18 protein-coding genes are annotated in these 15,504 nt (G+C 43.5%); 1 reads left to right on the plus strand and 17 read right to left on the minus strand.

Annotated features, from left to right (window positions below; all coding sequences use genetic code 11):
* Positions 1-48: 48 nt before the first annotated feature.
* The 15 genes from FZD51_RS10460 to FZD51_RS10530 form a co-directional block, all read right to left on the minus strand.
* Positions 49-276: a tautomerase family protein gene (locus FZD51_RS10460; RefSeq protein ID WP_148974717.1), complete on the minus strand. Its 228-nt coding sequence runs from the start codon at positions 274-276 to the stop codon at positions 49-51.
* A 41-nt stretch (positions 277-317) separates the two neighbouring features.
* Positions 318-1,598 carry a TRAP transporter large permease gene (locus FZD51_RS10465; protein WP_148974718.1) on the minus strand — a complete coding sequence of 427 codons (1,281 nt, stop codon included), beginning with the start codon at positions 1,596-1,598 and terminating at the stop codon, positions 318-320.
* Complete coding sequence (locus FZD51_RS10470; protein ID WP_148974719.1) at positions 1,595-2,110, minus strand: TRAP transporter small permease; 516 nt, start codon at positions 2,108-2,110, stop codon at positions 1,595-1,597. The genes FZD51_RS10465 and FZD51_RS10470 overlap by 4 nt, the downstream gene beginning before the upstream one ends.
* A 14-nt stretch (positions 2,111-2,124) precedes the next feature.
* Positions 2,125-3,138: a TRAP transporter substrate-binding protein gene (locus tag FZD51_RS10475; RefSeq protein WP_148974720.1), complete on the minus strand. Its 1,014-nt coding sequence runs from the start codon at positions 3,136-3,138 to the stop codon at positions 2,125-2,127.
* Positions 3,139-3,329: 191 nt separating this feature from the next.
* Positions 3,330-4,127 (minus strand): 2-keto-4-pentenoate hydratase, encoded by a 798-nt coding sequence (locus FZD51_RS10480; RefSeq protein ID WP_148974721.1) that lies wholly within the window; start codon positions 4,125-4,127, stop codon positions 3,330-3,332.
* 3 nt (positions 4,128-4,130) lie between these two features.
* Positions 4,131-5,159, minus strand: coding sequence for a 4-hydroxy-2-oxovalerate aldolase (dmpG, locus tag FZD51_RS10485; RefSeq protein ID WP_148974722.1), 1,029 nt, complete (start codon positions 5,157-5,159; stop codon positions 4,131-4,133).
* Between the two features lie 94 nt (positions 5,160-5,253).
* Positions 5,254-6,141: an acetaldehyde dehydrogenase (acetylating) gene (locus FZD51_RS10490; protein ID WP_148974723.1), complete on the minus strand. Its 888-nt coding sequence runs from the start codon at positions 6,139-6,141 to the stop codon at positions 5,254-5,256.
* Between the two features lie 11 nt (positions 6,142-6,152).
* The gene (locus tag FZD51_RS10495) at positions 6,153-6,932 is read right to left on the minus strand and encodes a 2-keto-4-pentenoate hydratase (RefSeq protein ID WP_148974724.1); all 780 of its coding nucleotides are present in this window, start codon (positions 6,930-6,932) and stop codon (positions 6,153-6,155) included.
* 122 nt (positions 6,933-7,054) lie between these two features.
* Positions 7,055-8,515, minus strand: coding sequence for an aldehyde dehydrogenase (locus FZD51_RS10500; RefSeq protein ID WP_148974725.1), 1,461 nt, complete (start codon positions 8,513-8,515; stop codon positions 7,055-7,057).
* Entirely contained in the window at positions 8,512-8,991 is a 480-nt protein-coding gene (locus FZD51_RS10505; protein ID WP_148974726.1) for a RidA family protein, read from the minus strand. The genes FZD51_RS10500 and FZD51_RS10505 overlap by 4 nt, the downstream gene beginning before the upstream one ends.
* A 4-nt stretch (positions 8,992-8,995) precedes the next feature.
* Positions 8,996-10,000: an amidohydrolase family protein gene (locus FZD51_RS10510; protein ID WP_148974868.1), complete on the minus strand. Its 1,005-nt coding sequence runs from the start codon at positions 9,998-10,000 to the stop codon at positions 8,996-8,998.
* Positions 9,991-10,530, minus strand: a complete 540-nt coding sequence (locus tag FZD51_RS10515) for a 3-hydroxyanthranilate 3,4-dioxygenase (RefSeq protein ID WP_148974727.1) — start codon at positions 10,528-10,530, stop codon at positions 9,991-9,993. The genes FZD51_RS10510 and FZD51_RS10515 overlap by 10 nt, the downstream gene beginning before the upstream one ends.
* An 89-nt stretch (positions 10,531-10,619) precedes the next feature.
* Positions 10,620-11,177 (minus strand): NADPH-dependent FMN reductase, encoded by a 558-nt coding sequence (locus FZD51_RS10520; RefSeq protein WP_148974728.1) that lies wholly within the window; start codon positions 11,175-11,177, stop codon positions 10,620-10,622.
* A gap of 60 nt (positions 11,178-11,237) precedes the next feature.
* Complete coding sequence (locus FZD51_RS10525; RefSeq protein ID WP_148974729.1) at positions 11,238-11,777, minus strand: FAD synthetase family protein; 540 nt, start codon at positions 11,775-11,777, stop codon at positions 11,238-11,240.
* Between the two features lie 26 nt (positions 11,778-11,803).
* Positions 11,804-13,285 carry a 4-hydroxyphenylacetate 3-hydroxylase family protein gene (locus tag FZD51_RS10530; protein WP_148974730.1) on the minus strand — a complete coding sequence of 494 codons (1,482 nt, stop codon included), beginning with the start codon at positions 13,283-13,285 and terminating at the stop codon, positions 11,804-11,806.
* A 221-nt stretch (positions 13,286-13,506) separates the two neighbouring features.
* Between FZD51_RS10530 and FZD51_RS10535 the strand changes: the two genes are divergently transcribed.
* A complete protein-coding gene (locus tag FZD51_RS10535; RefSeq protein WP_148974731.1) occupies positions 13,507-14,130 on the plus strand; it encodes a Crp/Fnr family transcriptional regulator in 624 nt (207 codons plus the stop codon).
* A gap of 10 nt (positions 14,131-14,140) precedes the next feature.
* Here the strand turns inward: FZD51_RS10535 and FZD51_RS10540 are convergent, their stop codons facing one another.
* Both FZD51_RS10540 and FZD51_RS26130 read right to left on the minus strand, forming a co-directional pair.
* Positions 14,141-14,761, minus strand: coding sequence for a Crp/Fnr family transcriptional regulator (locus tag FZD51_RS10540; RefSeq protein ID WP_148974732.1), 621 nt, complete (start codon positions 14,759-14,761; stop codon positions 14,141-14,143).
* Between the two features lie 304 nt (positions 14,762-15,065).
* Positions 15,066-15,440 (minus strand): hypothetical protein, encoded by a 375-nt coding sequence (locus tag FZD51_RS26130; protein WP_187445705.1) that lies wholly within the window; start codon positions 15,438-15,440, stop codon positions 15,066-15,068.
* Positions 15,441-15,504 lie beyond the last annotated feature (64 nt).

Consider the following 15,504-nt stretch of genomic DNA (forward strand, 5'->3'; position numbering starts at 1 on the left):
ATAATAGTGCGTCACCAGGGTTACCAAAATACAAAAAATCCCAACTCTCTAAAGAAAGTTGGGATTTTTATGTTTGTGTTCATTTGTGCCATGTGCCGTTTCTCTTGTCCTTCCGCCAACATCCCAATATTTCATAGGCACTGGCTGAACAATGACTCTAACCTGTTCAGGTTTTACTTCAAGAATATTAACTGCACTATCGGTTATTCCAGCAATCAATTCCCTGATTTTCTCATCACTTCGGCCCTCTAGCACCTGGACCTGAATAATTGGCATTTAACTCCACTTCCCTTCCATCTTAATTTTGTTATTTTAGTTTAGAAGCCTAATAGTCTTGGAATGAAAAGTGTTGCCTGCTCCCAATAAGTGACGATAAAAAGCATGGTGATTCCTAGCAAAAGCATTGGCATGACTGCTTTCACTAATTTTTCGAATTTGACTTCTGCAATGGATGACACGATGAATAGTCCCGTGCCGACCGGAGGAGTCAGCAATCCGATTGTCAGGTTAATGCAAATGATGACACCGAAATGAATAGGATCAATCTGAAACCCAGTAACCAAAGGCATAAACACTGGGACGAGAATAATTAGTGCTGCAATGCCGTCCAGCAATGTACCAATTAGTAAAAGGAACAAATTCACCAGCAGCAGGAATACAAATGGATTGTCCGAAATTGAGAGCATTGAGTTTGCGATTAACTGCGGAATCTGCTCGAATGCAATCAGCCAGCCAAACAGATTGGCCATTGCAATAAGGAATGTCACCGTTGCAGTCCCTATTACAGTATTTACCAGTATTTTACCTAATACTTTCCACTTTAACTCTCTGTAAAAAAACATCCCGACAATAAAAGCAATAAAGCTAGCTATAGCTGCAGATTCCGTTGCTGTAAACGCACCGCTCAGTATTCCAACAATGATTATCAGAGGAACTAAAAGGGCGGGGAGAACTTTTACAAAAGAACTCCAGATCTCTTTAAAGCTTGCCCTCTCACTGCGCGGAAAATTATGTTTGTAACCCAGGTAAGCAATTAGTGAAACAAATCCAACTCCAAAAATTAATCCGGGAAAGATTCCTGCCATGAAAAGTCCGCCAATTGAAGTTCCTGATAAAGTTCCATAGATGATAAAAATCATACTGGGAGGAATAATCGGCGCAACAATCGATGACGCAAGCGTCAAAGCAGATGCAAATTCTCGATTATATCCCTCTTTTTCCATTTCCGGAACCATTACCTTACTCATCATTGCGGCCTGAGCATTCGCTGACCCAAGAATGGAAGCAAGGAACATATTAGCAATTACAGTTACATACGCCAGGCCACCACGCACATGCCCGACCAGCTTACGTGCAAAAACAACAAGCCGGTTTGTTATGCCTCCGCTATTCATTAATTCACCCGTAAGCATGAATAACGGTATTGCCAGAAGCCCGAAATTTTCCATTCCAGAATAAAGACGCTGCGGTGTTGACTCTAAAAGCATTGTATTGCCAGTTACCAAAAAATACACAATGGTTGTCATACCCAGAACTAAAGATATCGGGATGCCCATTAATAAAAATAATATAAAGGCAGCTATTACAAGAATCATCATAAAGCTTCACCGTCTTTCGAAACATCCACCTGATTGGCTAAGCCGCGATTATTTGCAATCTCCATAAGATTGCTAATCAAATGAATCGAGCCAAATAACAAGCCGATCGGCAATATAGAATATGGAATCCACATGGGGAGAAGGATTGCACTTGACTTTTGGATCGCTACTGTCGGGGAAGTAATCCAATTGAAACAATAAAATAGCAGGAGTCCCATAAACAGGAGCATAAAAATATGAGCTATGATTCCGACCAGCCTTTGGATATTCTCAGGAAGCATGTCAGTAATAATGGTTACTGAAGCTTGGGTTTTATATTTTAAACCAAGGCTGCCGCCGATAAATGTTATATAAATCAGCAGAAAAATCGATACTTCTCCAGCCCAGAACAATGGCTCTTTAAATACATATCGGAAGACGACTGCTGCCGTTACTATAATCGCCATTATGAACATTAGGACAGAAGCCAGTTTCTTTTCGAAACTGGCTACCAGATTACTAAGGTAGGTCACATATTTCCCTCCATTTACTTGCGGAATGTGTCCAGGAATTCCTTGATCAGAGGATCTGTAGGCCCATATTTTTCATCAAATTGCTTAATATATGGATCAAATAAACCCTTATCAATTTCATAGATTTTCATGCCATTGTCGCTAAGGTTTTTCTTGAATTCTTCTTCTTGTGATGCGCGGGTTGTTACAGAATAATCTGCTGCCGCTTTAATAGACTCATCGATAATCTTCTTGTCGGCATCAGACATCTTGTCGTATTTATCTTTATTCATCATTGCTACTGCCGGCCACACCATGTGGTTTGTAACAGCGCCGTATTTTGCAACCTCATAATATTTATTTGTGATGGTTGCATCCAAATCCATATCCATCCCATCAATAACGCCCGTCTGAATGGCTGCGTATACTTCAGGAAGCGGTAATGATTCTGGAGAAGCTCCCAATGACTTGTAGAAATCCTGAAGCGGCGGACTAGGGGTAACCCGGAATGCCAAACCATTCATATCTTCGGGCTTCTTAACTTCCTTGTCCTTGAAAAGCATAACCCGGTTGCCGGCAAACACATAATCCAATCCTTTGATTCCCTGGCTGTCAAGGGTACCAAGAATATTCTTGGCCACCTCAGTATCACGGGCATCGTTTGCAGCTTCTAAGTCTTCAAATGCATAAGGAGCAAACCATGCAGTGAACGCAGGTGCACGTGAACTCATGTAAGCAGCTGTAATAAAGCCGAAGTCAACTGAACCGGAAGAAATCTGCTGAACCATATCCGCTTCTGTGCCTAACTGACTAGCCGGGTAGATCTCCACCTGCATTCTTCCATCAGACCGCTTATCAAGCTCTTCCTTGAATTTTTCTGCAGCTTTGTGCCACATATGGTCAGTTGGGGTAATATGGGCTAGCTTGAAAGTATATTTATCACCTGACCCTGACGCAGGCTCTGCTTCGGTGTCACTGCTGCAAGCAGCAGTCATTGTTACCAGAACAAGGACTAAGACTATAAGCCCAAAATGTTTAAACTTCTTCATTTGCGCACCCCTTTTATACTCATGATTTGTAAACGCTCTCATTATTCTGTAATGTGGTTTGTCTAACTGTATCTACTGTGATTATAGTCACATTATTTTTGCAGAAGTGTAAACTAGTTAACATAGAATCACCTTTTTTATCTATATATTCTGAATACTTATAGCGAAGTTAAGCACTTAGTTATTAGAAACTAAGTGCTTGATTTACAAGAGAAAGAAACACTGCCAAGCTCGGAAAATTGTACTAGAATAGTATCATCCTTTTCAAATGAGACCGCCTCTGAAACTGCTCCGCTCAAGATGACATCTCCCTTTTTAATTCCTTTGCCCACTTCTCCCAGCTTATTGACAGCCCATGCTACAGATGTAGCCGGATGGCCCAGCACTGCGGCGCTCGCCCCTGTTTGGACAACTTGCCCGTTTTTTGACATCACCATACCAAGCTGCCCTAAATCCAGCTCATTTGGCGACATCCATTTGCTGCCAATAAAAAACTTGGAGGAAGAGCAATTATCCGCAATCACATCGGCCAATGTAAACTTAAAATTCAAGTACCTGCTGTCGATTATCTCAATCGCCGGCGCAACAAATTTCGTGACACGCAGGACATCCTCTGCGCTGATATCTGTTCCCTTCAAATCCTCATTGATGAAAAAAGCAATTTCGGGCTCTGCTTTTGGGTGAATAAAATCCGTGTACTCTAGCGGCTCCCACTCTAAACCTAGCATATCATCCGTCAGATACCCGTAGATTGCTTCATGTACACCCATCATTTCCTGCTTTGCCTTGCTTGTCAAACCAAGCTTTAAGCCGATTTTGCGTGCTCCATCCTTTTCGCGTCTTTCAATCAATTTTTCTTGGATGGAGTATGCCTCGCTAAAACTCAATTCTGGATAACGTTCCGTAACCTTCACAACTTCACGCCGCTCTTTTTCAGCAGAATATAAGTATTCTACAATTTCAAGATCGGCCCCCTTAGTAATCGTCATATCCTATACCTCCAATTTCCGGGCTTTTGCCAGTTCAGCAGCCACATCAAGAATCATATCCTCCTGGCCGCCAACCGCCTTTCGCTTGCCCAGCTCAATCAGAATATCTCTTGAATCAACATCAAAACGCCGGCCTGCCCGCTCAGCGTGCAGCAGGAAGCTGGAATATACCCCTGCATACCCTAATACCAAGCTGCCCCTATTAATTTCCTGCGGCCTCGGAATCAATGGCCCCACAACGTTTTCAGCCACATCCATAAGCTTATAAATATCAATTCCGAGTCTTATGCCCATGCGGTCCAGAACGGATAGAAGCACCTCTGTCTGAGCATTGCCTGCACCCGCACCCAGACAGCGGATACTGCCATCAATCCGAGTAGCACCTTCCTCAATTGCCACCAGCGTATTGGCAACAGCAAGCGACAGGTTATTATGCGCATGGAATCCCACTTCAATTGATAAAGAATCTTTCAAGGCAGAAATACGCTCACGGACTTCATTGGGCAAAAGGGCACCGGCAGAATCAGTCACATATACAGCTTTCGCTCCATAGCCTTCCATCAGTTTAGCCTGCTCAACGAGTTTATCGATCGGAGCCATGTGCGCCATCATCAGGAATCCTAAAGGCTCCATCCCCAGCTCACTTGCCATACTGATATGCTGGGCTGATACATCTGCTTCGATCACATGTGTCGCGACACGAACAAGTTCTGCACCGAGAGACCGCGCCTGCTTGAGCTCATGGACTGTCCCAATCCCTGGAATAAGAAGTACAGCCACCTTAGAGTGCCTGCACTCGTCAACAGCAGCTTCTATTAGGGTCATTTCGTCAACGAGCGACCTTCCATATTGCAGCGTAGATCCGCCCAAACCATCTCCATGGCTGACCTCGATATAATGCATCCCTGCATGATCGAGCTCACGGACAACTTTGCGGACCTGTTCCTCAGTATATTGATGCTGCATCACATGACTGCCGTCACGTAGGCAAACCTCAGTAATTTGAATCGGCTTGTCACTGTTTCTCCTCAAAAAAACCACCCAGCCTTTCGCTAGATACTTTGCTATTTAAATAGATTAACGTTTCAATAAACGTTACTACTATTTCGTTCAGTAGTATAAGTACCTACACACTATTAACATTCTGCTTTTCAAGCATGCTGATAGCAAAGTCTTCTGCTATCCTTGTTGCAGCAGCGGTCATGATATCCAGATTACCGGCATATACAGGAAAATAATCCCCTGCCCCTTCTACCTCAATGAACACGGTTACCCGGTCTCCATCGAACAACGGTTCCTGTTTCAAACGGTACCCTGGAACATATTGCTTTACCTTTTCAATCATTTTTTCAATCGAATTTATAATCTTATCTTTGTCCATATTTTTCACTTCACAATAAATCGTATCCCGCATCAGAATTGGAGGTTCGGCAGGATTTAGAATAATCAGGGCCTTGCCCTTGTCAGCTCCTCCTACTTCTTCAATGCCGCGGCGCGTTGTAATAGTGAATTCATCTATATTGGCGCGTGTGCCAGGGCCTGCACTCTTGCTCGAAATCGTTGCCACAATTTCAGCATAACGTACATCAGCTGCAGAATTGATGGCCTGCACAATCGGAATTGTCGCCTGTCCCCCGCATGTAATCATATTGACATTTTTTTCTTCCATATAGGCATCGGTTTTGACAGCAGGGCTGACAAACGGCCCACGGGCAGCAGGTGTCAGATCTATCGCAAGCTTGCCTAATTCCTCAAGCACCTTCGCATGTCTTACATGGCTTTTAGCTGAAGTGGCATCGAAGACAATATCAGCTATTTCAGGGTTTTGCTTTATGGCTTCAATCCCGTTATCGAACACTAGATATCCTTTTTGCCTCGCACGTTTAAGTCCCTCAGATTCTGGATCAATCCCAATCATAGCTGTGAGTTCAATAACCTTGCTCCGTTCCAGCTTATACATTAGGTCCGTCCCAATATTGCCTGAACCAATGATCGCCGCTTTGATTTTTGCCAATCATATCCCCCCTATTCAAAAGTGACTGAAACAGAACCGATTGATCCAAATTGAGCAGTAACTGTGTCGCCTTTTTCAACCGGAATAGCAGCAGAAAGTGCTCCTGGCAGAATCAGCTCACCAGCTTTTAAGGAAATCCCGAATTCGTGCAGCTTGTTTGCCAGCCAAGCGACAGCGTGTGCAGGGTGCCCTAGTGCAGCGGCACCTGAACCGGTTGCAGCCATTTCATTATTTTTGGATAAAATCATTCCTGCAGTTCTTAAGTCAATTCCGCTTACTTCTGTGGAGCCATCCCCAACAATGACCATTGCAGATGAACCATTATCCGCTACTGTATCTATCAGGCCAATATCCCAATCAGCAATCCGGCTATCAATAATTTCCAAAGTTGGCACGACGTACTTAGTGGCCATCAAGACATCCAGGAAAGTTACATTGGGGCCGATTAGGTCTTCTCCTAAAATAAAACCGATTTCTGCTTCTATTTTGGGACTGAGCAAATCGCCTGCATTGATCTTCGCGCCATCTTCCACCTTCATATCATCAAGTAAATGACCATAATCCGGTTCATCCACACCAAGCATTTTCTGCATGGCGACGCTTGTAAGACCTACCTTTTTACCAATCACCTTGCGCCCATCCTTTAGTTTTCTCTTTAAAACTTCCAGCTGGACGTTATATCCATCAGTTACTTTTAGGTCTGTATATTGCTTAGTCAGCGGGGGAATAGCCCTCTTGCTGTGCTCCGCCTCTAACAGCGAATCTGCAATTTCACTAATAACGCTACTCATAAATCCCCCTCCTTTTCCTCGTTAATAATGAAAACAAATCAAAAATCTGGAATTAGTCCTGCACATTCTTACATACACTTGTGCTCAATCTCCAGCCCTAAACATTTCCTTGGCTCAGTATTTCAAAGCTTCATGGTTATGGTTTTCGCTTCAGAATAAAATTCAAAGCTGTGCCTGCCGCCTTCGCGTCCGATTCCGCTTGCTTTAGAACCGCCGAAAGGTGTGCGCAGATCACGGTAGTACCAGCAGTTGATCCACATCAGTCCAGAATTGACACGGGAAGCGACTCTGTGTGCACGGCGCAGGTCATTCGTCCAAACGACTCCAGCTAACCCATATATAGAGTCATTCGCAATGCGAACTGCATCCTCTTCGGTCTTGAATGGGATTACTGTCAATACCGGTCCGAAGATTTCTTCCTGGGCAACTCTCATTTTATTGTCAACATCATATAACACAGTAGGCTCATAGAAATTACCTTCGTGCAGACCATCAACACGCTTTCCTCCTGCTGCAAGTTTTGCCCCTTCAGTTAAACCAAGCTGCACATATTCGTCCACCGACTCCAAATGCCCCTTTGATACAAGCGCCCCCATGTCAGTAGCCTCATCCAGTGGATTGCCAACTCTAATTTTCCTGGCAGCAGCTGTAATCTTCTCCAGAAACACATCATAAATACTTTCCTGCACAAGCAAACGGGAACCTGCCAAACAAATCTCACCCTGATTACGGAAAATTGCTTCTATTGAACCGGCAGCTGCTTCATCTAAATCTGCATCTTCAAAAACAATATTCGCTGACTTTCCCCCGAGCTCAAGGGATACGGGAATAAGCTGAGACGCCGCTGTTTGCATGACGGTCCGGCCAGTCGTACTATCACCGACAAAAGAAATTCGGCGGACAGATGGATTGCGCGTCATTTCAGTTCCGACTGAACCGCCGGGACCAGTGATTATGTTTAAGACGCCAGGCGGAAGTCCAGCTTCATTCGCAATCTCACCGAGCATCACGGCACTCAGCGGTGTGTAAGAAGCAGGTTTGACTACCACGGTATTGCCTGCTGCCAGCGCAGCAGATGCCTTCCAAGTCATCTGCATGAACGGCAGATTCCAGGGGATAATCAAGCTGGTCACACCAGCAGGAGCATATTTTGAATACGACATATATTTAGCCTGGTCATAGTGCTCATGATGGATATAGTTTGCCATTTCAGCAAAAAAGCGCAGGTTGGCCGCAGCCCGTGGAATGTCAAAGCCGCGGCTTTCCTTGATTGGCTTGCCAACATCAAGTGTCTCAACAAGTGCAAGTTCATCAACCTTTTCCATTACCAAATCGGACATCCTGCATAGAATCTTAGATCTTTCAGCAACTGGCATTTCGCTCCATATTCCGCTTTCAAAGGTGCACTGGGCCACATCGATCGCATGCTTGGCATCCTCTACACCAGCCATTGCAACCGAAGCAAGCTTTTTATTCGTTGAAGGGTCTATCGTATCAAAGCTTTCACCGTTAATGGCATCCTTGTATTCACCATCGATAAAAAGCTTGGCGTCTTTTATTACCTGTGTTTGAGTCAGATTCATCCTAAAACACCCTCTCCGCCTTCTACTTCAACCACCATCTCTACTTCAACTGCGTTATTGAGCGGCAATTGGGCCATACCAACAGCAGATCTCCCATGCTTGCCTTTTTCTCCAAACACCTGAACTAGCAGATCTGAAGCTCCGTTCATCACTTTAGGCTGATCAGTAAAGTCAGGTGTGCTGTTTACAAAGCCAAGCACCTTAACAATCCGCTTTACCTTGCTCAACTCACCGATTTCCTGTTTGACTACCGTCAGCAAATTAAGCATGCACTGCCTGGCAGCATCATAACCAGTTTCTAGAGAAACATCTTCCCCGAGCCGCCCCCGGTATTCATTGGTCCCTTGCCCGGAGGTGAAAACCAGGTTTCCCGACCTTACACAGCTTACATAATTTCCTGCTGCAGGGCGGGGGGAAGGCAAGGTTAGTCCTAATTCTTTTATCCGTTGTTCAGGTGTAATCAATGCCTTTTCCATAAAGTCAGCTCCCTACTTTTACAGGGATGTTCAGGAATTTCAAAGCATTTTTCCCTAGCATCGCCTCTGTCTGTTCTTTAGATAGATCGAGCGTATCATCAATCACCTTTCCAGGAGGAACCTCTCTCAAAAGGAAAGGATAATCCGAACCCATGATGATCCGTTCATGCCCAAAGATCTGAAGCAAATAATTCAAATTTACCGGTTCATTTACTAAAGAATCATAGTAAAACTGTTTTGCGTAATAGCTCGGCGGCTTTTCCAGCAGACGCAAATGCGGCCAAACATTCCAGCCCTGATCCAATCGAGGAAGCAGGTAAGGGAGTGCTCCCCCGCCATGAGCCAGACATATCTTGAGCTTAGGGAATTTATCCATTATTCCGCCGAGGATTAAACTTGCCCCAGCAAGTGCGGTCTCACTCGGCATCCCAACTGTATACATCAGGTTATGGCGCGGCATACGCTCCTTGCCAAGGATTTCCCAAGGATGTATAAATAGAGGTACTTCCCACTGTTCTGCCATTTCAAAAAACTCTATAAAACGGGGATCGTCAAGATTAATGCCATTTACATTCGTACCAATCTCAATCCCGCTCAGACCCAGTTCATGCTTGCAGCGATCCATTTCACGAATCGCAATTTCAACATTTTGCAGAGGAACAGCACCAAGGCCAATGAACTTTGTTGGATATTGGTTGCAAATATCAGCGATGAAATCGTTCTGGACGACGGCTAAAATTTCCGCTTCCTCCGGAGGAGCCCAATACGAGAATGTGACAGGAATTGGTGATAGCACCTGCATGTCGACTCCTTCACGCTCCATATCCTTGATGCGTTTTTCTGCATCCCATACTTGGTCTGTCACCTCACGGAATACTTTTCCGGCAACCATGATATTAGCGCCGCAGGCACAAGTCCGCTCAAGCTGCGGCCACTTCTCACCGCTGAAGCGCTTTGTCAGCTCAGTGAAATTTTCCGGGATAATATGCGTATGGAAATCTACTCGCATTTCCACTCACTCGCTTCTGGAGGCATCTGATAACCGCAGTTCTTGCATTTTCGCAGCTCCTCATTGCCATTAAAGCTGGCAATTGCTTCTTTTACTTGAACTTCGATATTCGTTAGCTGAATGGTAGCGCGGTGCATCTCGTGATCACATTTATCACAGAACCAGACGAAGTCCTCAAGCTCTCCTTCATCACGATTGCGCTCTATCACAAGGCCAATTGTATCTGGCACCCGATGTGGCGAATGCGGGACATTAGCAGGAAGATGGAACATTTCCCCTTCTTTAACCTCAACAACCTCACGCTTGCCTTCAGCATTGATAACCTCGACATAACAGCTGCCCTGAATTTGATAGAAAATCTCTTCAGAAGGATCAACATGAAAATCCCGTCTCTTGTTTGGCCCTCCCAAAAGCATTACCATCAGCTCGGCATCCTTCCAGATCACCTTATTGTTAACAGGCGGCTTAAGCTGATCTCTATTTTCCTCAATAAATTTCATAAGGTTAATCGGAGCAAATTGGCTTTTCATAACTGCTGTCTCCCTTCAGTTTTAATAGATTTTATTGTTGTGTCTTCTAAAGCACGAATGAAAATGGTTATAAAGCCATCAATGCAATATTACTCTGCTGCCTCTGCAATGCTGATTTTAAGAGATTTCTGCATATGGACTACTTCATCACCCAATAGTGAAATCCGCTGCAGCAAGTCAGCATCCACAATTTCATTTTCACGATTGAAGTGATCAGAGTTTGCATACACATAGCTTGGAGCCACAAATGCCCTGAAATAACCGGCAATCGGTTTCAGCTGGTTCTCAATCACCAGAAAATGCTGGTAGGTCCCTCCATTTGCAACAAACCCCATCACCTTATTCCGGAAAGCATCCGGATGGACCAGGTCAAATAAATTTTTAAGCACACCCGGGATAGAGCCCTGAAAAATAGGAGTACCAATAATGTAGAAGTCTGCGTTCGAGACCTTTTCAATCACCTTTCTCGTGTCGTCCGAGTATGTCAATGGATCGCGTCCATCACAAAACTGGACATCATAGTCCATCATATCGAGCAATTCAACATCTATATCCGGATACTTCTTTTTTACTTCATCCAGCACTTTGCGGACGACAATCCCTGTTTTAGCACCAATGATTGTTCCCGAGATACCCAGTAATTTCATCTTGTTTCCTCCTGTCCGCCAAATTATAGCCCTAGTGCTTTTGGGCAAAAATCCACCACTTCAAAACTTTTCTGAAGGCCATCCCAATAATGCATTCGAGAGAGAAATCTCTCCTTCTGAAATGAGCCCGCGTATTCTGGTGGACGAAATGGGACTTCCTTTTGGGCAGCATACCGGCTTTGTCACCTGCACACGGAAATATTTTTCAAGCAGCGCAACATCTCCTATCCGGTCTTTCCCAAAGCGAAAATCACCTCCAACCATGATTTCTACTGGATTAAGCTTTGATAGTGTACGAATGAATTCATAGGCGCTTCTTTTCGCATACGCTTCATCGAAACTGGCTACCACAGCATTTTTGACACCTAGGTTTTCAATTCTGCTCAATTTTTCCTCGACACTTGTCAGCATCCTTACTCCTTGGAAAAATACACGCGGCGGAGGATCGAATGTGTACACCACACTTGGAACCATCAGCTTACGGCCTCTTTGAACAGCATTTTTTATGACGGTTTGATGTCCTCTATGAACACCATCAAAGGCACCGATAGCTACAATGGATTTCTCCAGTTCTAAATTTGTGTAAACATGTGCATCCATCTGGATTCTCCTCCTGTGTACTTAATCTACTTTGTGAGCGCTTTCTTATTGTCCTTCTGAACTCCCTTTAATGCTTCTTTGACCATTTCCAAATTGGCCTGACGCTTATAGTTGTTATAGAAGATCCCCCTCTTGCGGATTGGATCTCCTGTATAATAACGTTCATACTGAAGCAGCCTTTGTCCAAATGCCTCCCCGCAAAGATCCCAAGCAAGTTTGAAAATGCCTACACGCTCCAATGAAGATACACCTTCGCGTCCAACATAGTAATTATCTATTGACCCTCTTAATTCTTCTGCGTCAAAATCAGCTCCCGTTGGAGACATCAACAACCCTCCAGCTCCCACAATCTGCATGATTTCGATTGCACGCGGATACATTTTCGGCAGCAGGCCCCGGATCGTTTCAAGTGCTACGTAATCAGGCATTGCTTCTCCCTTATCCGTAAATGTATGTTCATACTCCGCAACCTTTAGCAGCGCTCTAATGGACTCAAGTGACTGTGCAAGTTCCCCAAGCTGGTCCTGGACATTCAGATATCCATCAACACCGATTGTGTCAGCCACTTTCATGGCAACTTGTGTAGCGAATTCCAATTTCACAAGTCCCCTGACCCCTGATTGGTGTGCCGGCTGCTGACCTGCACCTGTCATTGGATAAAGCCTATTAGCTGCTTCGACGTTGTTGTATAAGAAAACACGGTCCCACGGTACCACAACATCTTCAAATACAAGTAACGCATCCATTTCTTCAAATCTTGATGCAAGCGGGTGATCAAAGAAGGAACGGGTGCCATCCTGCATCGGCTCACGGCAAATAATGCGAAGACCTGGAGTTTCAATCGGAATTGCAAACGCTAAAGCATACTTCTCGTCACCAGGTGCGAATCCCGGGAATGAATAGATGATAACCTCATCTGTAACCGGTGCAAGCGTAGCAAGCATTTTTGCTCCTCTTACCACTAAACCATCCGGGGTTTCCTCCACAGCCCCTAAATGAGTAAATTCATCCTTTTGTTCATGAGAGGTTTTGCTGCGGTCGTTTTGCGGGTTAATGATTGCATGAGTAAGAAAGATATCGTTATCACGCAAATATTTATAATAGTTGCGGACATTCTCAGCCCAATCCTTGTTGTACCTTTCGAAAAAGTCGGCATTATAGTACATAGAAGTTACCACTACGTTCAAGAAATCCGGGGTACGTCCCATCAATCCGAATGTCGCTTTTGCATAGGCTTCAAATACATTGCGCCGTTTTATTAAGTCATCATAGCTCTTTGGCACAAGGAATGAGTTATTTACTCGCTCGCCTGTTTCCTCGCACACATGTGTGATTTTTTCCTGGAATTCCGGATCATGCTGCATATCATATAGCCTTGCGATCTCAAGGATCGGCTGTTTGAACACCGGTTCCTCAAACAAATTCTCCACTTTTTTTCCAGCAAGCCAAACCTCAGGTTTACGTGCTTTAACTGCTTCGATATATTGAGCTCCTGTCCTAATTCCCATATACACCCTCCCGGAATAAGTTGATTGAAAATTCAATTTGAATTGTAATACTAAATATTGAACGTAACTGTAGTCTAATTAACATATTTTTAAGAATAGTTATTTGAAGAGTCGAAATTATCTAACTATCCGTAGCAATAAAACTATATATCGCCTATGATTAAAATAATCAAAGAATCATGGCAAAGCTTCGTATCCAAAAATATTGGGGAGGTAATGGTATGGTTACGGTTTATGAGGAAGTATTTCACTGGGATGCTTATCTAAAGTATGGAACCCGTCAATTCTTCAAGAAAAAGGAATACATATACCAACAAGGGTGTAACGGTGAAGGCTTTTACTATCTGCATAAAGGATTAGTTCGAATAATCACTGAAACAGCATCAGGAAAAGAAAATATGCTGAACATCGTCATACCGAATCAGTTGCTGGGCGTTCAATCATTAGATCAAAAGATCCATTTCACTACCGCTATAGCAGTCAAAGATTCCGTCGTCTACCACTTCTCAGCCAGCGAGTTCAAAAAATTGATGATCGCTCATCCGGAACTCTTTAAACTTTTTTCAAAAAGCGTCATCCATAAAATGAAAATCCTTTTGGATCGCATAAATTTGAATGCGCTTACATCTGAACAAAAACTGGCTCTCCTGATCCACAATATCTGCGACGAATTCAAAAATTATCAAATACCGATCAACCAGCAGGATCTCGCCTGCTGTACCGGTCTTACACGAATTACTGTCTATAAGGTTTTAAGGCAATGGCAGGAAGCAGGAATAGTCGAAATTCAAAACCGAAAATACTATATAAAAAAACCAGACTTCCTTAGAAACCTGGTTGGCTAATTTATAGCTATTACATATGCGGATTGTTCGCAATTTCCCTGATTTTATCAAAATCTATAATTACAATCTCTCTTTTGTTAAGTTCTACGTAATCATTCTGCTTCCACTTCTGAATAATCTTGTTCACAGTAATACGGGACGTGCCGATATATTTTGCAAAAGCAGTCTGATTCATTGAAGCACTCCCGTTTTCCCGAACAAGTTTCAATAAATAAAAGGCCATTTGCTGTTCTACCTGGCTATCAAGATGGGCGATGATTTCCGCCAGTGTCCGAAACTTATAGATGAGTGAATCAGTATAAATGCCTGCTGCATCAGAATGGTCTTTGAAAATCGCCGCAAGTACATCATTTGAAAAAAAGTACACGGTTGATGCACTCGTCGTTGTACTGCTTGTCAGGTAAGGTTCTCCATGGATACCATGCTCACCAAAAAGCATTCCAGGCGGCACTATATTGATGATGCGCTCATCGCCATAGTCCGAGAGGAGCATAATCTTGATTTCACCCTTCTTTAAATAATAAATTCCTTTGCCAGCCTCTCCCTGGTGATAAACTACTTTATTCTTCTCAACCTCAAACGACTGTCCATAGGACAAAAAAGGCTCCCATAAATAGCGAAGATCTTGCATGTTACCACCCTTTTTTCTCTGTTTTTTAACTATTATGATAATTATATCAGACATAAGCCATGGGGTCAGACCCCTTGGCCCAAAATTGAGTATCCCAATCACAAAAACTCCGCTTGCTGCCATCAGCCAGGCGGAGTTTTTTTAGACTAGTATTAAACTTTATATTCAATTAAAGCCCCGTAGTTCTTAATTGGCTGTGCTGATATTTTAGTGTAGAGGAATATATTTCAGTGAAACAAAACAGAGGAGTATTGCTTTTCAGAGAAAGTTATTGATTGAGGTTAAAGAAAGTGTCGAATAGAGATTATAAAGAAAGCCTTCTTTTCATAAGCTCCAGTTCTCTTTCATTACGTGCAGCTTTTTCCCAAATAAAGTCCTGATCCAGCTCCAATTTATTGAATCGGTCCATTACTTCTTTATGGTGGCCATCAATTTTTGCATCAGTGCTATCCATTCTTGCTTCAATAACATCAAAGCGTTTATCAATGGAATCAAACTTCTTTTCAATTGAGTCAAACTTCCTATCAACTGAGTCAAATTTCTCGTCAATTGAATCAAACTTCTTTTCAATTGACTCAAATTTCCTGCTGTGCTCCTGTTGAACGGTTTGCATATTGGCTACCTTTGTAAGCAGCTGCGTAAGCATTCCTTCAATCCGGTCAAATCTTTCTTCCTTCATTTTCTCACCTCCCTTTACACTATTATAGAATAGCCACCTGAAACTAGACAATGTCAATCTTTAC

Source organism: Bacillus infantis (genome assembly GCF_008180445.1).
GTDB classification, from domain to species: Bacteria; Bacillota; Bacilli; order Bacillales; family Cytobacillaceae; genus Bacillus_AB; species Bacillus_AB infantis_B.